This window comes from Mycolicibacterium aromaticivorans JS19b1 = JCM 16368, from assembly GCF_000559085.1.
Lineage (GTDB): Bacteria > Actinomycetota > Actinomycetes > Mycobacteriales > Mycobacteriaceae > Mycobacterium > Mycobacterium aromaticivorans.
Genome location: NZ_JALN02000001.1, coordinates 3,512,845 through 3,533,971, shown reverse-complemented (window position 1 = coordinate 3,533,971; position 21,127 = coordinate 3,512,845). Strand labels below are relative to the sequence as shown.

Below are 21,127 nucleotides of genomic sequence, written 5' to 3'. Positions count from 1 at the left end.
GATTGCCATGACCGTCACCAGTGAAGCCGAACCCGATACCGAATCCGACGTGGAGTCCGACGTGGAGTCGGACGTCGAGACCGAGGCTGTCGAGGAGCCGGTCACGCGGCGCCGGTGGCCCCTGGTTCGGCGAGTGCTGTTGGGCGCGATGATCGTTGCGCTGCTCGGCGGTTCGGGCTTCCTGGGCTGGCAGGCATGGCAGGAGCATCGCGTCGAAGTGGCGGCGCGGGAGGGCCAGGCGGCCGCGGTGCGTTACGCGCAGGTGCTGACGAGCATCGACTCCAACAACGTCGACCAGAACTTCGCCGAGGTACTCAACGGTGCCACCGGCGAATTCAAGGACATGTATTCGCAGTCCAGCGCGCAGTTGCGCCAACTGCTTTTGGACAATAAGGCCACCGCGCACGGTGTGGTGATCGAGTCGGCCGTGCAGTCGGCCACCCCGGACAAAGTCGTGGTGCTGATGTTCATCGACCAGACGGTGGCCAACAAGGCGGCACCGGATCCGCGGATCGACCGCAGCCGGGTCAAGATGACGCTGGAGAAAGTCGATGGCGTCTGGCGGGCCAGCAAAGTCCAACTGCCCTGACCAGCATGCGCATTCGTGTGGTTCCTGTGCTTCTCGTCGTGGCGGCACTGGCCGTCGCGCCGGTGGCCGGCGCGTCGGCGCCGGACTTCTGCTCGAGCCTCGGCGCCGAGTGGGACGGCGCCTACTGCCACACCTCGGTGCTGTCGGAACGTAAGGCTGTCCGCGACATCAAGGTCGCAGTGCCCGGCGACCTGGTCGACAATCCCGTCACCGGTCCGACCATTCGGGACTACCTGACCCAGTTGGTCACCAACTGGCGCACCGTCGGCGTGCACATGGTGGCGGACAGCTTCGGCGAGGAGAACTTCCAGATCCTGCAGCGCGGCGACGTGCTCAGCGTGGTGTTCCACGAGGACTATCACGCCGACGGGCCCAAGCCCAACAACGCGTTTCGGACGTTCACCTTCGACATGGCCCGCGGCGTTCGGGTCGGGCTGGCCGATGTGCTGAAGCCCGGCGTCGATTTCGGGGCGATCGCGACGCTGGGCGCGCCCTTCATTCAGGATGCGTTGGATCAGGCGCCGCCCCCGCACGAGGCGGGCAGCTACCCGTTCGTGGCCGAGCGGTGGGGACCGGACACGGTGTATTCCGGTGGGTACAAGGCGTGGGCGTTGTCCGGCGACGAGCTGATCCTGTACATGCCGGACTATCCGGTCGCCCATGACTCGCCGATCAACTACACCCCGGGCGTCATGCAGTGGTCGATGGATGGCGGCACTGTGCAGGCGGACATTCCGCTATCGGCGTTGGGTTCGGTACTGCGACCAGAGTTCGGCGGAACGTGATGCCGCTAGACCAGTCGCTTGTCGTGGCGGGCGCGCCGGCGCAGGTCGGCCAGCAGCAGGTGCGGGCCAGGCTGACGGAGGAACGAGGGCAGGAAGCGGTTCACCAGGGCGACGAAGCGAAACAGCAGTTCGAAGCGGCGTTGCTTTCGCGCGCTCCACGCAAGGCCGAGTGCGTCGCGGAATACCGGCGCCAGGAATCCGGCGGTGAGGAATTTGAGCAGACCACGAAAGGGTATGCGCAGCAACGGGTTGATCATCTCGAGGTCGATCAGGTCGAACAGGTAGGCGCGCACGGTGTCGTCGAACTGGACTCGCTGGCAGGCGGTGTTCCAGTAGTCGTCGAAGGCAGCGCGGGTGGGCGGCCACTGGTCCTCGCTGACCTGCAGGGTGGTGCCCAGCGTCCAGGCGGAGCGGTAGAAACCCTCGGCTTGATCGGCGGTCATCTCGCCGCGCAACAGCTGGTAGGTGTCTTCGAGCCCGACGAACAGGCAGGCGGCTACCCACATCTGCAGGTCGCGGTCAAAGGCGTTGTAGCGCACCGGGCTTTGGTCGGTGGACTGGACGTGGCGGTGCGCGGAGTTGACGGCCTCGCGGTACAGCAGCTTGTCCTCGTCGCTGCCGATGATTGCGACGGCGATGTAGGTGAAGGTGGTGCGGGCCCGCTTCCACGGGTGGATGAGCAGGTTCCCGGAGTCGACTCTGGATTCGACCACGCCGTAGCCGACGCCGGGCAGCGACAGCTGCATGATGACGTTGGCAGCGCCTGCGGCGAAGGACCAGAAGTCCAGGGCGTCGGCGGCGGTGACGGGTTCGTCACTCCAGCGTGCGGTTCTCTTGTGAATCCTGATGCGGGTCTCAGCGGTGGTCAGCGATGACGTTGGCATGTAGACATCTCCCCTTGTCTAGCTCTATGAAGCGTCTCACACAGGCGAGACGGCAGACAAGCAGAAGTGAATACTCGTTCTTGTCTTCGAATCAATTTGCGGTGATGCACTCGAGGAGCGACTAGCGTGGAGTCCGTGTCAGATGGCGAACCCGCTGTACGGCGGCGGCCCAAGGACCGTAAAGCGCAGATAGCGCGCGCGTCGACCGACGCCTTCGGTTCGCAGGGCTATCACGCGGTCAGCATGGAGGACATCGCCGCGCGGGTCGGCATCACGCCCGCCGCGTTGTATCGCCACTCCCCCAGCAAGTACGACCTGTTCCGCGACGCGGTGCTGGGACTGAGCCAAATGCTGGTCGACACCACCGCGTTCGCCGACGAAACGGACGGCGATCCGGCAATGACCTTGCAGGCGTTGACCTCTGCATTGGTCGACGCCACCATCGCCAACCGGGCGGCGGGTGGGCTGTATCGCTGGGAAGCGCGCTACCTGAAAGAGGCTGACCGCGCGGTCTTGGTCCACCAACTCAAAGTGGTGAACGAGCGCATGCATCGGCCGCTGCTGACGCTGCGGCCCAGATTGAAGCCGAGCCAGGCGTGGACGCTGTCAGCGGCCGCGCTCACCATCATCGGCAGCATCACCGATCATTCCAATCCGCTTGCAGCAGGCGATATCCGGACTTTGCTGTGCACGATGACGGCTGACGTCCTGGCTGCCGAGCTGCCTTCCGCGAGGCGCGGAGGCGCACCGCGGCTCACGCCTCTGGTTGTCGGCGCCGAGGCCGGGATGTACGAGCACGTGCTCTTCGAGTCGGTCCGGTTGTTCTACGAGAACGGGTACCGCAACACGAGCATGGAGGACATCGCGTCGGCAATCGGCATCCAGGCGTCGGGGTTGTACCGGTCATTCCCGGGCAAGGCGGACATCTTGGCGCTGGCGTATCGGCGGGCAGCCGATCGGCATTCCAGTGATACCGCGGATGCGTTGTCGCGCAACTCCGATCCGGAGGCGACGCTCGATGACTTGGTCGACGAGTACCTCGGCCGGGTGATGGAGTGGCCGGACCTGCCGTACGTGTATTACACAGAGCGGCAAAACGTTCCGGAGCCGGATCTGCGGGTGTTGGAGACCATCGAGCATTCGACGATGGACGCCTGGGCGCGGCTGGTGACGGCGGCGCGGCCGGAGATGAAAATCGGTGCCGCCCGGTATGCGGTGGGCGCGGCGTTTGCGCTGACGGTGGACTTCCGGCGGTTGTTCGCCCGGGAATCCGGGCCTGAGTCGGTGGCGACGATCCGGCGCTTGATGGAGGTCACGCTGCTGGGTCGGCCGGTGCGGCGTCGCTGACGGTGGGTTGCGCGCCGAGCGTGTGAGATATCGGTGGTCGACGGCCATTTCGTCAACGACAGCCCCCACGCTCGACAGCGAAAACCGAGACCGACATCCCACGTTGTCATATCGTCGTCAGCAACGTAGAGACACCGTGACGGAATTTGGGGATCGATGACGGGACAGACGCAGCGCCGCGCCAGCCAGCGGAAGCGGACGGCGTGCCGGTGCGGCCTGGCCACGCTTGCGGTGGGCATCGGGTTGGGCATCGGAACCGTCGGCGGGCAAGCTGCGGCCTGGGCCGATACCGGCCACGCTGGGTCGTCGTCGAGTCAGTCACACGCAAGCGACCCCAAAGCGGCGGCTGACGGCCGCGACAGTCATCGTGGCAGCGGCCTGGCGACGAGCCGGCGCTCGGCGATCCAGCCGGATTCGACTGCTTCGCAGCGCAACTCGACGAGGTCAGCGAGTGCCGCCGCGGTCACCGTTCCGATCAGCGCGCCCACACCGGGTACGGAAGCGTCGGCCACGTCCTCCCGTGCCGTGGCGACCACGGCGAGAAAGACCTCAGCGAGCGCTGCGCTCGTCGTGACGACCCCCGCGCCGACGACCCCGACTCCCCCGGCGCCGCTGTCCCCGATCGCCAAGCTGATCGCACTGCCCGGCCACATCGTCAACACCGTGCTGCAGTCGCTCGATCTCACTGCCGCGGTCGGCGGCCCGCAAAGCCCGCTCGACCTCGCACCGTTCGACAACCTGATTTTCGCGGTGTTCCGCAGAATCGAGCATGCGGTGGGGCTGGACGCGACCCCGACCACGCAGCCGATACCGCCCACCCTGATCTACACCGGCCCGACGACCGCGCTGACGCCGACGGTCGCCCAATTCCTGAATGCCGCCGCGGCGGAATACGTGCTGGGCGGTGTCCCGGGCGGGTTACGGCCGTTCACCGTCAACGGGGTGCCGGTCACGTCCACGAACGTCCTGTCGGGCGAGCGAGCTCAGGTATGGGTGACGCCGCAGAATCAGATCATCATCGCCTACCAGGGCACGACCGGTGGGACGAATCTGTTGTTCGACCCACTGATAGCCATCTCGCAGATCGTCACCGACCTGCAAGTCATCTACACCCACACCACTCCGCAGGGGTTCACCGACGCGGTGACCTTCGCGCAACGGGTACAGGCCGACGCTGCCCTGCAGGGTTACGGCGCCTCTGACATCTTTGTCACCGGCCACTCACTGGGCGGCTGGGAAGCCGAATACGTTGCGCAGCAGACGGGTCTGGACGGCATCGGCTTCGAGAGTCCCGGTATCAATACCGTCGTCGACGGCAACGGCGCCGACTCCGGGTTCGTCAACATCGAGACCTATGGTGACCCCGCGGCGTACTTCGCTACCGATCTCCCCGGTCTGCAGCCGTTCATGCCGAGCTATGTGCCCGCTGGCGGAAGCAAGCCGCACTACGGCGCGATCGTGATGATCGGCGACCCGAAAGCGGTTGCGCCGCTGTTCAATGCGTCGGCGCTGTATGGCTACGGTCCGATCGGCGATCTCATCTTCACGGTCGACACGCTGGGGAATTTCTTCGAGCATCATCTGCCGGGCATGCAGGCTCACAACCTCGACGTGGACCCGGATCCCACGGTGGTGCCGTGGCTTGGGTTGCCGATGGGTCCCGTGGAGACGGGTTACGGCGCGCTGACCATTTCCCAACTGCTGCAGGCCGCTTCGGACGCCGGGCAGCTGATTGCGCCGTAGCGTTTGAAAGGCTCGGACGCCGGATTACCAGACGCGGATGTAGTCGATCAGCATGTTGGCCGGGTAACTGCCACCGGTCGGGTCACCGCCGCCGGAGCCGGCGACGGCGAGGTCGAACACCGGCATCAGGGTGTAGCCGGGATCGTTGAACTGCCAGTCCGGAAGTGAACGGGCCGGCACGGTGAAGTACGGCGCGGCGCCGTCTTTGGAGAAGCTCATACCGGCGTCGTCCCACACGACGCGCCAGGTGTGCCAGGCGCTGTCGACGGAGATGGTCTGGCTGACGTGTTCGCCGCCGTTGAGCTTGGCGTGCACGGCGGTGCCGGGAGCCCACTTGCCGTTGCCATACCACTCCATGACGTCGACTTCGCCGCCGTTGACGGGGCTCTCGTTGGACAGGTAGAAGGCGGGCCAACAGCCGGGGGTCAGGCAGTCCAACTTCATTCGGGCTTCCCAGGTGTGGCCGATGCCGCCCTGCCACTTCCCGAAGATCTTGCCGCTGTAGTAGGTGGGGCCGTCTTTGGCGGCGTGGAAAACCAGGTTGGAGTTGCCGTCGAGGTAGACGTTGCGGCGGTCGTCGCGGTATTGGCCGACGTTCTGCGGCAGCTCCCAGAAGGTGGGGTCTTCCATCGATTCACGGGCCAGCGCGGTGGTCCACTTGGACGGGTCGGGCGCGGAGCCGGCGGGGCCGTCGAATTCGTCGTGGAAGATGTAGTTCTGCGGCGCCGGGGCCTGCGGGACTGGTGTGGTCGGTGCGGCGCCGGCCTGCGGGATCTTGGTGGCGGCGACCAGCAGGCCAAGGCCGGTGGTCATGAGCATCTGGCGACGATCCATGACCCCATACAAGCCGCTTCGTTCGGCGAGGCGCAACCTTGCGGTCGGCTGTGTAGCGAATGACCTGCGGTTATGCGGGCCGCGGTCGTACCGTTGTCCGGTGGATAAGTCAGCGGCGATCACTCCGGCGCCTCCGCCGGACGCGATCATGCGGGCCGTCAACCCGCTCATGCGGTATCTGTTGCGCACCCCGCTGGCCGGCGGGCTGCGTAGGCAGTTCATGGTGCTGTCGTTCAAGGGACGCAAGACGGGTCGGGAGTTCGTGGTGCCGGTTTCTGCGCATCAAATCGACGGCGACCTGTACGCGTTGATCGGGAGTGTGTGGAAGCTGAACTTTCGCGGCGGTGCTCCCGCGTCGGTGTTGTACGACGGGCGCGAGACGACGATGCGGGGCGCGCTGATCGAGGATCGTGAGCAGACGGTGTCGCTGTTTCACCGGTGCGCTTCTGCGTATGGCCCGAAGCGGGCGCAGCGGATGATGGGGCTGCGGTTCCGCGAGGACCGGATTCCTTCTGTGGAGGAGTTCCGCGAGGCGGTCGAGGTGAACAAGCTGGCGGCGATCCGGTTCACTGCCGTTTAGTTGGGTTGCGGGACTTCGGTTTCGGTCTCAACCTGATGTCCGATCGCGCCGAAGACCGCGACGGCCACGGCGCCGGCGACGGCCCCGACGAATCCGAGGGCCACCACCCAGCCGAGTCCGGACCGGGAGCTGTCGCCGAGGAACGCCACGCCGACGATGCCGGGCACCACCGTCTCGCCGACGACGAGGGCCGCGGTGGCCCCGTTCACCGAACCGAGTTGCAGCGCCACGGTGTGCAGGTAGAAGCCGCCGATGCCGGCGATGGCGACGGTCCAGGCCGCCGGGTCGGTGACGAGGGTGACCGGCTGTAGCGGCTCAACACCATCGAGCACGCGCACACCGATTGCGAGCATGCCGAACAGCACACCGGCGATCAGTCCGGCCATGACCGCGCTGCGCGACCCGAGGATGCGGGTCAGTGCGATCCCGCCGAGCAGGATCAGCACCGAAACCGCCAGCACGATCCAGTGGACGAGCCGGTCGGGGTCCACCTCACCTCTCTCACCCGAGCCGAGACCGAGGACAAACAGCGAGGCGATGACCGCGACGATGGCGATCCAGTCGCGGCTGCGTAATCCGATGCCGAGGACGGCGATCCCGAGCACCGCGGTGACGACCAGGTTGGCACTGATGATCGTCTGGGACAAGAACAATGGGATCAGCCGCGCCGAGACCGCGCTGCCGACGAAGCCGACGACATCCAAGACGATTCCGACGATGAACGCTGCGGTGACAGCGGCGTGCAGCGTGGAGCGCAGGGTCGGGGCACCAGTTGCGGTGACGTGTCCGGTGGCGCCGCGGTCGACGGCTGCGGCTGCTGATCGGCGCGCCCCGTAAGCCTGGAGGACCGAGGAGACCCCGTAGCCGACGCACGCCAGCAGGGCGGCCAGGACACCGATCATCACCGCTTGAGGCTATCGGCCCGGCGTCAGGCTCCGGCGCACACTTGCGAGTCGCGGATGGTGGTGCCGTAGACGTTGGCGGTGGCAATGTGTGCGTTCAGCTGACCCGACGGCAGCTGGTGCTTCATGTTGTCGCTGATCTGGGTGAGCTGATACCAGAGGTGGAACATCGAATCCCCGTTGTAGACAGGCGAATACTCGCTCTGGTCGGGGTAGTTCACGATGAAGAGAGTGTGCGCGCGGGGGTCGAGGAAGGCCGCGGACTGGTCGAGGTTGGCCTCGATGGTGTTTGCGGCTTGTTGGACGCCGGGCGCTTGCCAGTTGTCGTGCTGGCTGTCGAGGAAGTGCTGGAAGCCGAAGACTTGGCTCATCAGCGGTTCGTACTGGGCGTTGAACCATTGACAGGAGTCGCGCATGGCGGTGACCTGCTCGGGGGTGACGCGGTTCTGCCAGAGGTTGTACGGATAAACGACGGTGTTGGGCTGCCAGTCGGATTCGTGCGGAGCGAACTCTGGCAGCGACGGGGTTGGGTTGTCGGCGTTGGCAATTGGGGTCGTGAGCGCTGCCGCTATGAGTGCCGCTGCGAGCGTGAACCCCTTGTGCATGACCAAGTCTCCCGTGTGACAACTGGCGTTGTCTAGGGGGTCAGGCGACCTAACGCGGCTTTTGCGGGCGGCAGGCGCGGGTGGATCCCGAGACAATGTGTAGCCATATGTAGCACACCTCGCTACACTGGCCTGCGTGGCCCGGACGATCCCGCAGCGTGAACTGCGCAACGAAAACGCGAAGCTCATGGATGCGGTGGCAGCGGGTGAGACGTTCGTCGTCACCCGTCATGGGGAGCCAGTCGCCGAACTTCGCCCTATTCAGCCCGCCCGCAAGACGTTCATCACCCGTGACGACTTGGCACGCATCGCCGGCGCAGGGGTCCGGATCGACCCTGGCGAGTTCCGTCGCGATCTCGACGCCGCGATCGATCAGAGCTTGTAGATGGCGGCCGGGCTGCTGGACACATCGGTGGTGATCGACTGGCACGATCCGGCAGTCGCCGACAAGCTACCGGACGAGATGGCGATTTCCGCCATCACCGCCGCCGAACTGGCGGCCGGTCCTCTCCTGGCAAGTACGCCGGTAGAGGCCGCCAGACGCCAGTCCAGGTTGCAGGAGGTCGAATCGCTGATTGAGCCAATTCCTTTCGACGACAGGGCAGCGCGCAGCTACGGTCTCGTCGTTGCGGCCGTCATCAGTGAAGGCCGCAAGCCTCGAAGCCGATTCGCGGATCTGTTGATTGCCGCTACCGCACATGCCCATGGCCTGGACCTCTACAGCCGCAATGCGGACGACTTCACAGGCCTTGCAGAACTGGTCCGCGTGGTGGCGCTGTAATTCGGTGATTAGCCTGCACCCCATACCCATTCACTGAACTGAGATGGAGGTGGGTTGTCGGCGTTGGTGATTGAAGTTGATGCGACCTAACTTCGCTTAAGCAGGTGCCGGGGTGCCGATCAGGACGGCGGTCATGCGGTAGCCGTCGGGGCCGGCTTTCCACGCGTGGTCGACGCCGGTCATGACCACCATGTCACCGGCTTCGATGCGGTGCGCACCATCGTCGAGGATGAGGTCGACGCTTCCGCTGAGGACGAGCTCGAGGTCGAGGGTGTCGGTGTGGTGCTTGGGCGTCTCGGTGTTGGCGCCTTGGTCGACGACCATCCAGCGGACATGGCCGGGCTCGAGGTACTGGTCGATCAGGTCGGCATTGCCCGTTGGGCGGGCCGGTGGTGGCGCCTGTGTCGTGTTGTAGGGAATGGCGATGCCGAAACCGGGTGCGACGGAGTTGATTTCGACCTCGTCGTTGCTGATGATGCAGGACTTGCCGTCAGCGTCGACTCCGGTGATGAACAGTCGCATGGGCCGCCTTCCACTTGTGGTGGTGTCAGCGTAGTCGGCCACGCCTCAGGCGACGCCGATTGCGTCAGCGCAGCGAGTACCGGATCGGCAGGTGCTTGAGCCCGCCGACGAAGATCGTCGAGATGAACTCCGGCTCGCCGGCCAGTTCGATGGACTCCAGTCGCGGCAGCAGCTCGGTGAAGAAGCTGTTGATCTCCATACGGGCCAGAGCCGCACCGAGGCAGAAGTGGACGCCGTAACCGAAGGACAGGTGCTTGTTCGGGTCGCGTCCGACGTCGAATGTGGCTGGCTGGTCGAAGATCTCCTCGTCCCGGTTGGCCGAGACGTAGGACAGCAGTACCGACTCGCCCTTGCCGATAGGCACGCCGCGCACTTCGGTGTCGGCGGTGGCGGTGCGCATGAATTCCTTGACCGGGGCGGTCCAGCGGATGATCTCCTCGACCGCGGTGCCCATCAGCTCCGGCTGTGCCTTGAGCCGGGCGAGCTGGTCCTGGTGCTCGATGAGAGCGAGCAGCCCACCTGAGATCGCGGCGCTGGTGGTGTCATGGCCGGCGCTGGCGACGATCACGTAGTACGACAGGCAGTCGATGTCGTTGAGGAATTCGCCGTCAAGCTTGGCGTTGGCGATCGCCGAGGCGAGGTCTTCGGTCGGATTGGCCCTGCGGGCGGCGGTGAGGGCGGTGAAGTACTGGAAGAAGTCGAGGATGACCGCGTGCAGCTCCTCCGGGTCCTTGCCGCGACTGAGCTCGTCGTCGTCGCCGCCGAACAACTCCTGGGTGAGCTTGAGCATGCGGCCGAAGTCAGACTCCGGCAGACCGAGCAGCGACAAGATGACATAGAGCGGGAAGTTGACCGCGACCTCTTGGACGAAATCGCACTCAGGACCCTGCTTGACCATCTTGTCAACGTAGATCTTGGCCAGTTCGTCGACCCGGGTCTTCAAGGCGCGCATGGCCTTCGGCCGGAACCAGTCGGCACCGATCTTGCGGATGTCGCGATGAAGCGGGTCGTCCATGTGGATGAGCGTGCGCAAGCCACCGCCGGCAGCGAGGTTGGCCGCCGACAGCTCGTCGGTCGCGGCGGTCTGCAGCATCGGCCGAGGGGCGTTGATCCACAGCTCGTTGGCGCGTTCGATCGCCATCACGTCGGCGTGCTTGGTGATGGCCCAGAACGGCCGGTAGTCGGGCACCTCGACGTAGGACACCGGGGCGTGTTCCCGCAGGTGAGCCAGGGCCCTCTGCAGCCGGGCCTCGTCCGCGTATGCGCGCGGCTCGGCCAGAACCTTGGCGGCGTCATCGACGATCGAACTGGTCATGCATCCTCGCTCACACGGACTTGACGGGTGTCAATAAGTGAGCTTATGTGGTGCGCGTCGCATTGGGTAGTTGAGGGTAGCGGTCTCAGCCAGACTCGCGATCATGGGCAAGCCGTCCGTCTACGGCCAATACCAGACGCGTTGCAGTCGAGCAGAGCCGCTACTCGGAGTTGGGCGGCAGCGCTGCTCGGACGATGTCCCACCAAGTCACGACAATTGGGGCTCCACTACGGACACCTGACGTCAGGTGTTCGAGGTCGATCGAGTCGGCCCACGCCGGTAGATGTTCGATGAACTCGATATCTGCTACGAAGTAGATCTCGCCACGCGGGTCCGGGTAACCAATAGCCGACAAGTCGGCCGCCGTAGCTGGCCGCCAGCGCGCTACCTTGGCGGCGCGTGCCACCCGGAGGAGGCCATTCCGGTTCTCGTACAGGACGAGCAGCTTGGCACCGAGCTCTCGCCCGCCGATTTCGACGGCGCCAACCCGATCTCCCGCACGAATGTTGTACTGCTTCAACTGATCTATCCATTGAAGGTGCTCGACGTCTCGGACGAATGCGAGCAACACATCCGTGTCGGCAGGAGGCTCGTCTAGAAAGTCAGTTGTCAGTGAAGACTTTAGGGTGGGCTCATCAGATCGATGAACGGTGGCGGTCCAGAAGCGATGACGCTCGTCGCGTGTGACCTGGCTGGCGACATGCATGAGCACATCACTGAAGAACTGGTCGAGGGCCTGCGATGACGACGGCAGGCCCTCACTATTCGGCCGGAGGGGGAAGGCGCCGAGGCCTGGCAAGACTTCTTTGAAGCCCGGATGCCGCCGAATGTCCTTGATTTCTGACCCCGGATACAACACGTACGCTCCCGCCGTTCTCGAGATCGCGTCCCGGTAGGCGTGCATCTTGAGCAGGTCGTCTCGCTTAGCGCCGCCAGTGGTCGCCGACTCTGCCAGCAGCTCATCCGAATCAGGAGCTGATGACAGCTGTGCGAGGAGATTGTCGACACGGTATTTCGCATCGAAGTGCAACCAGACTTCGAGTTCTTGAGCGGTAACGCGCGAAGGCGTACTGCCGTCTGGGCGAATACGGACCGAGCAGTCGGGCCGCATCGCTTGGCTCCATGAGCCCCGCCGATCGTCTCTCCCGGCAAAGGTCCGATTGAAGAAGACTTCAATTCGAAGTGGACGGTCCACCCTTCTGACAGACCACGATAACTTCGACGCGTGGCCTGACCGCATCATCATGGAGGTGCCATCAGCCGACACCGCGAATGCGCGCGCCGTCTGTTCATACCCACACACTCGTCCAAGTGAGTTGACTACGGCAAGAAAGCACCAAAACTCGTACAGCGTGGCGATATTGCGTTGCGAGGCTGCGAAAACATCGGTCAAGTCTTCGCGATCAATCCGTACGGTCGGACCAGACTCAGTCATGGCAAAAGTTCGGAAGATTTCGCGGTAACCCGCGCGCTTGAGCAAGACCTGGTCCGAAGTGGGCATTCTATTTAGGGCGGTAACGTCCCTGAATAGTGGGTGTCCAAGGTACTCGTCGAGTTGAGCACCGACTTCAGCAGCGATCTGCTCACCACGGCGCAGCGGTCCAGATTCGACCTTCTGCGAGGTAAGTGACAGAGCGTTCAATAATTCGAGTGCGATTGCGCGCCAACGAGTTAAGGCGAACTTGACGAACTGATTTGCAGAGTTGTCAACTGTCGCTTCCGTGCGGTCGCGAGAGAGAGCGGCGGGCAAAGAAGCAAGGGTGACCGAACCACCCGTCCACGGTACCCTTCGACCGGATGCGCGAACTGCACGCCGAAAGGCCGACCCCGCTGGAAACGGCGCTCCGATAGGGCGGATCTCGCGTTCGGCGACCCAGGTTCGATGCGGCTGGGTCGTGACACGCGCGATTGCCGCCTCAAACGCTGGATCTTGCAAGTACGCCGCGATCATCGCGAAACGGAGGTAGAGCAATTCGGCGGGCGAATCGCTTGGCGCAAGGTCCAACAAGCTTGGCGCGAACCCTTGCAACACCGCCTCAGCAGCGAACGAGGATATATCAGTTAGCATTTGGCGATACTCAGTCTCGTGGTGGAGCTTGACTGCCAGAACATCAATTTCGGTTGACCCAGCTACCTGCGTCGCGCGATCAACAACTTGGATCCGGAGACGCCCAACAGCTTGGCCGGGACGTAGCCGCCCTCGCTTAAGACTCGCATCGTCGGGATCGAACAGCTCGCGCGGCTCAAGGTCGACAGTCTCTGCGGCGGTGAGTATCTCGTAGCGGTAGATCGCCGCCTCACGCAACGCGATTTCACCCCGCGTCGAGAACGTCGTGTCCTGCCGACCGGGGAGGTTGGTGACCAGCAGTTCACCAACGACATGACCACCGCTAGATTGAAGCGCCAATTTCATTGGATTTTGGGACATGGCTATTCAGCGAAGCTGACGAACTGATTCGCGCGAACGGCGTCCATCATCCGGACAACTTTGTGTTGCGTAATCGGTAGCCGCGGGGTAGGACCGATGCCTGCAGCCAGGGCATCCAACGCAACTAGGATTGGCTCTACCCGCCGTCGCGAGCCGTGCACCTTCGGAAGAATTTTCTGCATGATCGCGAGGTCGAGCGCGGTATCGACGTCAGTCTCTCCCGTCGCAGCCAAGAACGCACAGAACCGCAAGATTTCATAGAGCGTGCGGTGCCCGAACTCTTGGTTGGCGGCAGCCAAGATTGCGTGCACCTCCCGAAGCGTCGACACAATCTCGTCGCGAGCTGGATGAGGGTTCTCCCGGTGCCAATCATCGCTTTCCGCTAGCGACGACAACGCTCGCACTTGCTGGTCTTCCCCCGCGGCAGCTGCAATCGGCCGCCGCAGATCTGCATCGAGCTGATCAGAGGTCACCCGGAACTCAAAAGTGAACGCTCTATCGAGAACTTTCGGAGAGAACATGTACGTCGTCTCGTCCACGTTAACCGTGCCAACAACAAAAAGGTTGCGCGGCAGTGGAAGTCTTCGCGCTTCGGCGTCGCGCAGCACCCATTGATTGGATGGCTGGTCGAAGCTCAGATCCGGTAAGACCGGGCGTCGCGATTCCACCCCGGACAGAAAGTCGGAGAAGTACCGCTCCACGTGGGCCAAATTCATCTCGTCGAGAATCAGCAAGTACGGGTACTCGGGATCGTCAGCCGCGCGGAGGACGAATTCGAACGCTTCGGGAACGAACCACACGGGCGCCCCAGTCGCGGAGGTACGGAGTGCGTCCTCGTACCCAAAGATTGATTCCGGGCCGGTCCAGTCGGGTCGTACGGGTACAACGATGTGACGATGACGTCCGTGCTCGTCTGTGCCGAACCATTCACCGAGTCGCATTGCGAGCTGCGTCTTACCCGAACCGGCCAAGCCAGTGAGGATCGCGAATGGCTTAGCCAGCAGACTGCACAGGAACGATCGAATCAGGTTTGAACCAGCCGGGAAGCGGAGTCCAGAGGCGTCCACCACGGCTTCGAAGTTGCGAAACAATTCTTCGGCAGTCACCTCCGGGAGTGGCACGGACGGCGGAGGCGCGGGAACCGATGGTAAGTGCTCCGCGAGCTCGGGAAATCGCTGGGCGAGTTGATGTACAAAATCGCCGTTCAGACGAACTAGGTAAACCTGCTGGACAGATCCGGTACTCGTGAAGGGAGAACCCTGCCTTATTCGCGCACTTGCGTCGATTGCGCCTAGTGCCACCGGCTCATTCAGTTCCTGATATCGCGTCTCAACCAGTCGGCCCGCCTCCTCCCAGGATTGATCTCCGAGCGGATTTGGTGCAGGCCTCGCAGCAGCGCTCACGCGGCTGGCGGCACGCAAAGAGCCGTTGCTGTAGTGCAGAACAACGTCGCCTACGCGGACTTCATCCATGGTGTCCCAGTGGTACTGCGGACGGCCCGCCTTATTCAGCAGTGGAGCCCAAAGGAATCCACCATCGCGCTCCTTCGTGTACGTGGCTCCCTGATTCACCCACCAAACCGAAGCACGTCGTGCGAGAAACGCCTCGCCCTGCTCGGTGAGTTCCCCATTTCTTCTGATAAGCCCACTCTCGACGAGCAGTTCTCGGTAGCGAGCACCCTGTGATTCGAAAGTTCGTTCCGCTTGCCACTGACCGGTGCTCGCACGCTCAGCTAGGGCGCGCCCTAGGTCGTCGTTGGAAAAGCCGGGGGCCAAGTCACGAATAATCTGGAGAGCGACCCGGACTTCCTCAGCAAGCTCTGCACCACCGCCAGATAACTGGCCACGAAGGACATCTGCCTGGATTTTGCTGACAACCCACGGATCGCTCGGATCAACATTTTCGGCATAGGCGATGCCTGAGTCGGTTAGCTTCCACCGGCGCTCCTCATCCACCACTAAGCCGAGCATCCGCGCGAACCGAAGGCAGTCAGCCGCGCGCCTCTCGGGATTGTCGAACGGACCACCAGATTTGAAGAGCTGCGCTGGATCATCGCCGACGAGTTCCGTGACCGTGGCCGATTTAAGTTCCCGCAGGCGAGCGAGGAGAAGATTGCCATAACTGAATTTAAGGGTCGGAATAGCCAGCACGGCCTCAGGCTAGTTGGGCATTGCAACGGTACGCAGCATCCTGGACCGCATTGGCAATTTCTATCGGGCGCTATTGACGCTGTGCAACTTGACCGAGCTGCTTGTCACGGATCGGCATACTGCTGCACCGTGTCGAACGCCCACGGCGTCTCGAGGAAATCGCTTGACACGAACGCTCCCTACGCTGACGCGACGCGTCCTAAAAAAACGGCGTTAAGGAATCCATCGCACGACCGCACCCCTAAGCAGCCACCAACGTAATCGGAATCTGCGACTGCCCGGGCCGGGTGAACACGCAGTTGCCCTGCTGGATCTCGGTCACCGAGCCGGTCAGGCTCTGGGTGTTCCATGTGAAGACCATCGCACCCTTGGTCTTGGACCTGTCCGGGCATACCGGCACCTGACCGATGACTCGCATCATCCAGGTGTGCGCGCCTTGGTAGACGGCCTGACCCTCGATCAGCGGGGACTTGACGTTGGCAAGGCAGCCCGTCTCGATCACGTTGCACAGGTTCGAGATGGTCCAGGTGTCGATGATCTCGTTCGGGCCCATCACGGTGTAGCTGCCGCTCATCAGGTCCTCGGCCGCCGAAGCCGTCGGCGCCATCGCCAGCGCAACACCGCACACCACCGCAGCGACACAGCCAGCCCGCATGAGCAACCCCTTCCGAAGTCAACGGCTGTCAACAGTATCCCGACAACCTGAAAACCTGCAGTACAAGACTTCGTAGCCAACCCGCGACCTCGCCGAAGCACCCGCACTGTTCAGCCCTTACATCGCCGCAGCCTCCGCTACCGTTAACGCGATCACCATGGCGAACCCCACCGAGCTCGACGCAGCCCGCGCCGCTTACGCACAAGGCGACTGGCGCACCGCCTACGACCACTACCTTCAGGCCCAAGAATCCGGCGAACTCACCACCGACGATCTGTCGTCGTTCGGCCTGGCCGCTTGGCGCCTGGGCCACGGCCGGCATTCCATGCAGCTCTCTGAGCAGGCCTTCAACCGCCTGAACGCCGCCAACGACACCCACGGCGCCGCGATGAAGGCCGTCGAGGTCGCCCTGCAGTGGTTCAACGGCGGCGACCTCACCATCACCCGCGTCTGGATCAACCGCGCCCGCCGCCTGCACGACAAACAACCCGACGACCGGGTCCTGGCCTACCTTCTCTATGTCGACTCCTTGGTGGCCATCGACGAGGGCCGCAACGACGTCGCCAAAGACCTCGCAGCGCAGCTCCAGGAAGTCACGGACAGACTCAACGATCCCGGCTTCAACGCCCTGTGCTTCACCGCCAGCGGCGTCACCATGCTGCCCTTCGCCCGCACCAGCGAGGCCTTCGCCCAACTCGACGAGGCGATGATGCCCGTCCTCGCCGACCAGGTCCCCGTCGACTGGGCCGGCGACATCTACTGCGCCGTCATCCACGAATGTCACCGCCTCGCCGACCTAACCCGCATGAAGACCTGGTTCGACGCCATGGAGGTCTGGCGCAAAGGCCCGAAGGTCACCGCCTCCTGGTACGGCACCACCTGCGAGGTCCACAAGATAGACCTGCACAGCGCCACCAAAACCCTGACCGAGGTGGAGCAGCGGCTGCTCGACGCGATCGCCGCCATGGGCGACTTCCCCGGCACCGTCGGCAAGGGCTACTACGAACTCGGCGAGATTCGCCGCCGTAAAGGCGACCTCGATGGCGCCCGCGAAGCATTCGCGAAAGCCCGCGACCACAACAAGGACCCGCAACCCGGTGAGGCTCTGTTGCGCTGCCACCTCGGTGAGGCCGACGCCGCCGCGACCGACCTGCGCATGCGGATGGACGCCGAGCAAGACGAAATCAACCGCCTCCGGTTGCTGCCCGCCGCCGTCGAAATCGCGTTGGCCCGCAACAAAATCGACGACGCCGACCGCTACTGCGCCGAACTCGAAGCAGGCGCAGAGAAGTTCGACTCCCCCGGTTTCCGGGCCTGGGCCCGCCACGCCCGCGGCACCGTCCTCGTCAAACAGGGAAAGGCCGCCGACGCACTGCCCGTCCTCCAGGACGCATTGCGCCGCTACCGCAGCACCCAATGCCGCTACGAGATGGCTCAGGTGTATGAGTGGATGTCCTTGGCCCGCAGCGACTCCGCGGATCCCGAGGGAGCTGCCACCGAAAAAGCCAACGCCGCCGCGATCTATCAACAACTCGGCGTCGCACCCACCCAGGCCGAACCCAGCGCAGCGCCCGGCGGGCTGACCAAGCGGGAACTCGAGGTCCTGATCGGCATCGCCGCGGGCCTGTCCAACCGCGACCTGGCCAAGAAGCTGTTCATCAGCGAGAAGACCGCCGCCCGGCACCTGGCCAACATCTACGTCAAGCTCGGCGTCTCCAGCCGCACCGCAGCAGCGGCCTGGGCGCACGAAAACAAAGTGCTGCACGGCGCGTCTACATAATTTGCACCACGCCGTACCTGCACAAACGCATACTTCGGCCGATGATGCGGGGTGCCCACCGGCCATAACGTCGTTTCCATGATCACCGCCGCCAAGCTCGCCCTCGCCACTCTCGCCGCCCAGGTCGACGTGTTCTGCCACGCCGGGTAGTCCATGAGACACCGCTGGCCCGCACTGGGTGTGCTCAGCCTGGGCGTGCTGCTCATCGGAGTCGACGGCACCGTCCTGGCGGTGGCGGCACCGGTCTTCGGCAGGGATCTCGGCATGACCACCACCGAGATCATGTGGATCGGCGACATCTACTCCTTCGTGCTCACCGGGCTGCTCGTCACCATGGGCAGCCTCGGCGACCGGATCGGGCACAAGAAGCTATTACTCATCAGCGCAACCGCTTTCGCGCTGGCATCGGTGGCGGCCGCCTTCGCCCCGACCGCCGGCATGCTGATCGCGGCCCGTGCGCTGCTGGGTGTCGCCGGGGCGAGCCTCGCTCCGTCGACCCTGGCCCTCATCCGTGGTCTGTTTCCCGACTCGCGGGAACGTGCTGTCGCCGTGGGCATTTGGGCATCGGTGTTCTCGGCGGGCACCGCGCTCGGCCCGGTCATCGGTGGCCTGTTCCTGGAGCACTTCTGGTGGGGTTCGGTGTTCCTGATCAACGTGCCGGTGGTCGTCGTCCTGGTTATCGGCGGCTGGGTGCTGCTGCCCGAGTTGCGCAACCCGATCCCGGGACCGTGGGATCCGATCGGCGCCGCCCTGTCGCTGGTCGGGATCCTCGGCGTGGTGTACGCCGCCAAACAGGGCGCCGCGCACGGACTGCACGCCGACATCGTCGCCGCCGGCCTGGTGGGCCTGGGTGCGCTGACGTTGTTCGTGCGACGTCAGCTCAAGGCGCAGCACCCGCTGATCGACGTTCGCCTGTTCGCCAACCGCGGGTTCACCGGCGTGATCACCGCCAACATGCTGTCGGTGCTCGGGCTGTCCGGAGTGCTCTTCTTCCTGTCGCAGTTCTTCCAGCTCGTGCATGACTACAGCCCGCTGCAGGCCGGGCTCGCCGAACTGCCCGCCGCGCTGGCGGCGACAGCGTTCGGGGTCCTCGCCGGTGTCGCGGTGCGGTATCGGTCGCCGCGGGTGGTGCTCGCGACCTCATTGACGTTGATCGGTGCGGCGCTGGCATCGCTGACGGCGATCAGCCCGACAACCCCCTACTGGCCGCTCGGGTTCGCCCTGTTCGTCATCGGCGCCGGGCTCGGGATGGCCTTCACCGTCGCCAACGACGTCATCATCACCAGCATCCCGCCCGAACGGGCCGGTGCCGCGGCGGGCGTGTCGGAGACGGCCTACGAGTTGGGCACGGCGCTCGGTATCGCGCTGCTGGGCAGCGTGATCGCCGCCGTCTACCGCGGACTCGACCGCCCGGCCGGCATCCACGACGACGTCCTCGCGCACGCCGAGCAGTCGCTGGCCGCCGCCCACCGAGCGGCCGCATCACTCAGCGACGACAAGGCGCACGCCCTGCTTGCCGCCGCCCAATCCGCGTTCACCGACGGACTCGCCGTCGCCGCGGGGATCGGTTCGGTTCTGCTGCTCGGGTCGGCGGTGGCGGTCTGGATGCTGCTCAAGCCGCCGCCCGAACGTCCCCTCGTCCCCTATGGTTGCTCTGACTTCGAGGAAGGCCCGGTGCCGCAATGACCGTTGACTCCACCGACGAGGAACTGCGGCATTCGGGTTATCAACCCGAACTGAAACGCACCCTCGGCTCGTTCCAGGTGTTCGCGATCTCGTTCGCGTTCATCTCCGTGGTGGTCGGGATCTTCGCGACCTACGGTGCGGTGCTGAATTATTCAGGGCCGGTGGGGATCTGGCTATGGATCATCGCCGCGGTGGGCCAGACCCTCGTCGCGTTGGTGGTGGCGCAGTTCGCGGCGCGCATCGCGCTCAGCGGCTCGTCCTATCAGTGGGCCTCGCGGCTGGCGAACCCGAAAGTCGGCTGGCTGTTCGGCTGGCTGACGTTCTGGTTCCTGGCGATCGCGGTGGCGGCGATGGACAACGCCCTGGCCAGCCAAGCGCTGATGCCGCTGTTCGGGATGGCGCCCGACGAGGACGTCGCACGCGTGATCACGTTGGCGATCTTGCTGACTCAGACCATTCTCGTCATCGCCTCCACCCGGCTGCTCGGCGTGGTCACCTCCGGGGCGGTCGGTCTCGAGCTGGTAATCCTGGCGGTCCTGGTGGTCGGCCTCGGTGCCGTGATGGTGTTCTCCGGGACCGGCACGACCGCCAATCTGGTGTCCCGCGGTGTGGCGGCCGATGCGCCCAACTACTTCGCGATCGGCGGGCCGCTGATGGCCGGCATGATCATGGGCTTGGTGACATTGGTCGGCTTCGACTCCGCGGCGAATCTCGCTGAGGAGGCCAAGGATCCGTTCCGCAGCGTTCCCCGCGCGATCGTCTCGTCGGTGATCGCCTCGGCGACGTTAGGTTTGGTGTTCGTCGTCATCCTGACGTTGGCGATCAAGGACATCACCGCAGTGACCACCAGCGGCTCACCGGTGGCGACGATCATCCACGATCAGCTCGGTCCGGTGATGGAGCGAGTCCTGTTGACCGGCATCGTGTTTGCCATGTTCGGCGCCGGAATGGTGATGATCGCAGCCTGCTCGCGGCAGGCATTCGCCATGGCGCGCGACTCACGATTCCCCGGCCACGCAGTGCTACGCCGGGTGAGCCCGCGCACCCAGACGCCGGTCGCTGCGACGATCCTGATCTTAGTGATCGGCGTGGTGTTGATGCTCACGCTGCGCGGTGCGGCCCTGCTGCAGCTGATCGTCGCGTCGACGATCCTGCCTGCGTTGATCTACGGCGGTATCGTGGTGCTCTATCTTTGCGTGCGCAAGCGCCTCGAACGCAAGGAGGGCGGCTTCAGCCTCGGCCGGTTCGAGCTGCCGGTGGCCTACACCGCGCTGGTGTGGGTGGCCTTCTCGATCTTCGCCCTCGTATCCCCCAGTGAGGCAAGGATTCCCGGCCTGATCGTGCTCGGCCTGATCGCCGTCGGTGGGCTGTACTTCGTCTGGCTGCTGCTGACCAACCGTGCGGCCTTGGAGACCGAACCCGGTGAGCCGGGCGCGTTCTGAGTCTTTGCTCTTGCGCAATTGCACGACGCGGCGTAGTACTATCCGCAGAGCCAAAATGTCCGAGAGCCCACCGGATCAGCGCGATCACGGGCCCTCCTG

At 64.4% G+C, this 21,127-nt stretch carries 20 protein-coding genes; 10 read left to right on the top strand and 10 right to left on the bottom strand.

The window, feature by feature from the left end; genetic code table 11:
- Positions 1–7 precede the first annotated feature (7 nt).
- Positions 8–589 (top strand): Rv1363c family protein, encoded by a 582-nt coding sequence (locus tag Y900_RS16940; protein ID WP_081845146.1) that lies wholly within the window; start codon positions 8–10, stop codon positions 587–589.
- A gap of 5 nt (positions 590–594) precedes the next feature.
- Positions 595–1,374: a mannan-binding lectin gene (locus tag Y900_RS16935; RefSeq protein ID WP_036343346.1), complete on the top strand. Its 780-nt coding sequence runs from the start codon at positions 595–597 to the stop codon at positions 1,372–1,374.
- A gap of 5 nt (positions 1,375–1,379) precedes the next feature.
- Here Y900_RS16935 and Y900_RS16930 read toward each other — a convergent pair whose 3' ends face one another.
- The gene (locus Y900_RS16930) at positions 1,380–2,258 is read right to left on the bottom strand and encodes an oxygenase MpaB family protein (protein WP_036343345.1); all 879 of its coding nucleotides are present in this window, start codon (positions 2,256–2,258) and stop codon (positions 1,380–1,382) included.
- 135 nt (positions 2,259–2,393) lie between these two features.
- Here Y900_RS16930 and Y900_RS16925 point away from each other — a divergent pair, with 135 nt between their 5' ends.
- A complete protein-coding gene (locus Y900_RS16925) occupies positions 2,394–3,605 on the top strand; it encodes a TetR/AcrR family transcriptional regulator (protein WP_237752582.1) in 1,212 nt (403 codons plus the stop codon).
- Between the two features lie 362 nt (positions 3,606–3,967).
- Here the strand turns inward: Y900_RS16925 and Y900_RS33745 are convergent, their stop codons facing one another.
- Entirely contained in the window at positions 3,968–4,141 is a 174-nt protein-coding gene (locus tag Y900_RS33745; RefSeq protein ID WP_420329771.1) for a hypothetical protein, read from the bottom strand.
- A gap of 34 nt (positions 4,142–4,175) precedes the next feature.
- On the opposite strand from Y900_RS33745, the gene Y900_RS16920 reads away from it, so the two are divergent.
- Entirely contained in the window at positions 4,176–5,348 is a 1,173-nt protein-coding gene (locus tag Y900_RS16920; RefSeq protein WP_420329770.1) for a hypothetical protein, read from the top strand.
- A gap of 24 nt (positions 5,349–5,372) precedes the next feature.
- On the opposite strand, the gene Y900_RS16915 is transcribed toward Y900_RS16920, so the two are convergent.
- Positions 5,373–6,182 (bottom strand): glycoside hydrolase family 16 protein, encoded by an 810-nt coding sequence (locus Y900_RS16915; RefSeq protein WP_036343342.1) that lies wholly within the window; start codon positions 6,180–6,182, stop codon positions 5,373–5,375.
- 148 nt (positions 6,183–6,330) lie between these two features.
- On the opposite strand from Y900_RS16915, the gene Y900_RS16910 reads away from it, so the two are divergent.
- Positions 6,331–6,762, top strand: a complete 432-nt coding sequence (locus tag Y900_RS16910) for a hypothetical protein (RefSeq protein WP_051660416.1) — start codon at positions 6,331–6,333, stop codon at positions 6,760–6,762.
- On the opposite strand, the gene Y900_RS16905 is transcribed toward Y900_RS16910, so the two are convergent.
- Positions 6,759–7,667, bottom strand: coding sequence for a hypothetical protein (locus tag Y900_RS16905; protein ID WP_036343340.1), 909 nt, complete (start codon positions 7,665–7,667; stop codon positions 6,759–6,761). The genes Y900_RS16910 and Y900_RS16905 overlap by 4 nt on opposite strands.
- A 23-nt stretch (positions 7,668–7,690) precedes the next feature.
- Positions 7,691–8,269 carry a hypothetical protein gene (locus Y900_RS16900; protein WP_036343338.1) on the bottom strand — a complete coding sequence of 193 codons (579 nt, stop codon included), beginning with the start codon at positions 8,267–8,269 and terminating at the stop codon, positions 7,691–7,693.
- A gap of 136 nt (positions 8,270–8,405) precedes the next feature.
- On the opposite strand from Y900_RS16900, the gene Y900_RS16895 reads away from it, so the two are divergent.
- Complete coding sequence (locus Y900_RS16895; RefSeq protein ID WP_036343337.1) at positions 8,406–8,654, top strand: type II toxin-antitoxin system Phd/YefM family antitoxin; 249 nt, start codon at positions 8,406–8,408, stop codon at positions 8,652–8,654.
- The gene (locus Y900_RS16890) at positions 8,655–9,050 is read left to right on the top strand and encodes a type II toxin-antitoxin system VapC family toxin (protein WP_036343335.1); all 396 of its coding nucleotides are present in this window, start codon (positions 8,655–8,657) and stop codon (positions 9,048–9,050) included.
- A gap of 96 nt (positions 9,051–9,146) precedes the next feature.
- Here the strand turns inward: Y900_RS16890 and Y900_RS16885 are convergent, their stop codons facing one another.
- The 5 genes from Y900_RS16885 to Y900_RS16865 form a co-directional block, all read right to left on the bottom strand.
- Positions 9,147–9,572 carry a cupin domain-containing protein gene (locus Y900_RS16885; protein WP_036343333.1) on the bottom strand — a complete coding sequence of 142 codons (426 nt, stop codon included), beginning with the start codon at positions 9,570–9,572 and terminating at the stop codon, positions 9,147–9,149.
- Positions 9,573–9,636: 64 nt separating this feature from the next.
- Positions 9,637–10,887, bottom strand: a complete 1,251-nt coding sequence (locus tag Y900_RS16880; protein ID WP_036343331.1) for a cytochrome P450 — start codon at positions 10,885–10,887, stop codon at positions 9,637–9,639.
- A 160-nt stretch (positions 10,888–11,047) separates the two neighbouring features.
- Complete coding sequence (locus Y900_RS16875; RefSeq protein WP_036343329.1) at positions 11,048–13,300, bottom strand: DUF2357 domain-containing protein; 2,253 nt, start codon at positions 13,298–13,300, stop codon at positions 11,048–11,050.
- Positions 13,301–13,317: 17 nt separating this feature from the next.
- The gene (locus tag Y900_RS30340) at positions 13,318–15,465 is read right to left on the bottom strand and encodes an McrB family protein (protein ID WP_051660113.1); all 2,148 of its coding nucleotides are present in this window, start codon (positions 15,463–15,465) and stop codon (positions 13,318–13,320) included.
- Positions 15,466–15,706: 241 nt separating this feature from the next.
- On the bottom strand, positions 15,707–16,120 hold the full coding sequence (locus tag Y900_RS16865; RefSeq protein WP_036343327.1) for a hypothetical protein: 414 nt from the start codon (positions 16,118–16,120) through the stop codon (positions 15,707–15,709).
- A 157-nt stretch (positions 16,121–16,277) separates the two neighbouring features.
- On the opposite strand from Y900_RS16865, the gene Y900_RS16860 reads away from it, so the two are divergent.
- The 3 genes from Y900_RS16860 to Y900_RS16850 all read left to right on the top strand — a co-directional run bounded on the left by Y900_RS16860 (position 16,278) and on the right by Y900_RS16850 (position 21,028).
- A complete protein-coding gene (locus Y900_RS16860) occupies positions 16,278–17,900 on the top strand; it encodes a helix-turn-helix transcriptional regulator (RefSeq protein WP_036343324.1) in 1,623 nt (540 codons plus the stop codon).
- Positions 17,901–18,053: 153 nt separating this feature from the next.
- Positions 18,054–19,586, top strand: a complete 1,533-nt coding sequence (locus Y900_RS16855; RefSeq protein ID WP_081845144.1) for an MFS transporter — start codon at positions 18,054–18,056, stop codon at positions 19,584–19,586.
- Positions 19,583–21,028 (top strand): APC family permease, encoded by a 1,446-nt coding sequence (locus tag Y900_RS16850; RefSeq protein ID WP_036343322.1) that lies wholly within the window; start codon positions 19,583–19,585, stop codon positions 21,026–21,028. Before Y900_RS16855 ends, Y900_RS16850 begins: the two co-directional genes overlap by 4 nt.
- Positions 21,029–21,127: the final 99 nt, after the last annotated feature.

Bases quoted from the DNA above. Each gene is read 5' to 3' on its own strand.
- Y900_RS16850 (WP_036343322.1), top strand. From the start codon at position 19,583: ATGACCGTTGACTCCACCGACGAGGAACTGCGGCATTCGGGTTATCAA.
- Y900_RS16890 (WP_036343335.1), top strand. From the start codon at position 8,655: ATGGCGGCCGGGCTGCTGGACACATCGGTGGTGATCGACTGGCACGAT.
- Y900_RS16935 (WP_036343346.1), top strand. From the start codon at position 595: ATGCGCATTCGTGTGGTTCCTGTGCTTCTCGTCGTGGCGGCACTGGCC.
- Y900_RS16855 (WP_081845144.1), top strand. From the start codon at position 18,054: ATGAGACACCGCTGGCCCGCACTGGGTGTGCTCAGCCTGGGCGTGCTG.
- Y900_RS16910 (WP_051660416.1), top strand. From the start codon at position 6,331: ATGCGGGCCGTCAACCCGCTCATGCGGTATCTGTTGCGCACCCCGCTG.
- Y900_RS16940 (WP_081845146.1), top strand. From the start codon at position 8: ATGACCGTCACCAGTGAAGCCGAACCCGATACCGAATCCGACGTGGAG.
- Y900_RS16900 (WP_036343338.1), bottom strand. From the start codon at position 8,269: ATGCACAAGGGGTTCACGCTCGCAGCGGCACTCATAGCGGCAGCGCTC.
- Y900_RS16875 (WP_036343329.1), bottom strand. From the start codon at position 13,300: ATGAAATTGGCGCTTCAATCTAGCGGTGGTCATGTCGTTGGTGAACTG.
- Y900_RS16915 (WP_036343342.1), bottom strand. From the start codon at position 6,182: ATGGATCGTCGCCAGATGCTCATGACCACCGGCCTTGGCCTGCTGGTC.
- Y900_RS16880 (WP_036343331.1), bottom strand. From the start codon at position 10,887: ATGACCAGTTCGATCGTCGATGACGCCGCCAAGGTTCTGGCCGAGCCG.
- Y900_RS16865 (WP_036343327.1), bottom strand. From the start codon at position 16,120: ATGCGGGCTGGCTGTGTCGCTGCGGTGGTGTGCGGTGTTGCGCTGGCG.
- Y900_RS16860 (WP_036343324.1), top strand. From the start codon at position 16,278: ATGGCGAACCCCACCGAGCTCGACGCAGCCCGCGCCGCTTACGCACAA.
- Y900_RS16930 (WP_036343345.1), bottom strand. From the start codon at position 2,258: ATGCCAACGTCATCGCTGACCACCGCTGAGACCCGCATCAGGATTCAC.
- Y900_RS16885 (WP_036343333.1), bottom strand. From the start codon at position 9,572: ATGCGACTGTTCATCACCGGAGTCGACGCTGACGGCAAGTCCTGCATC.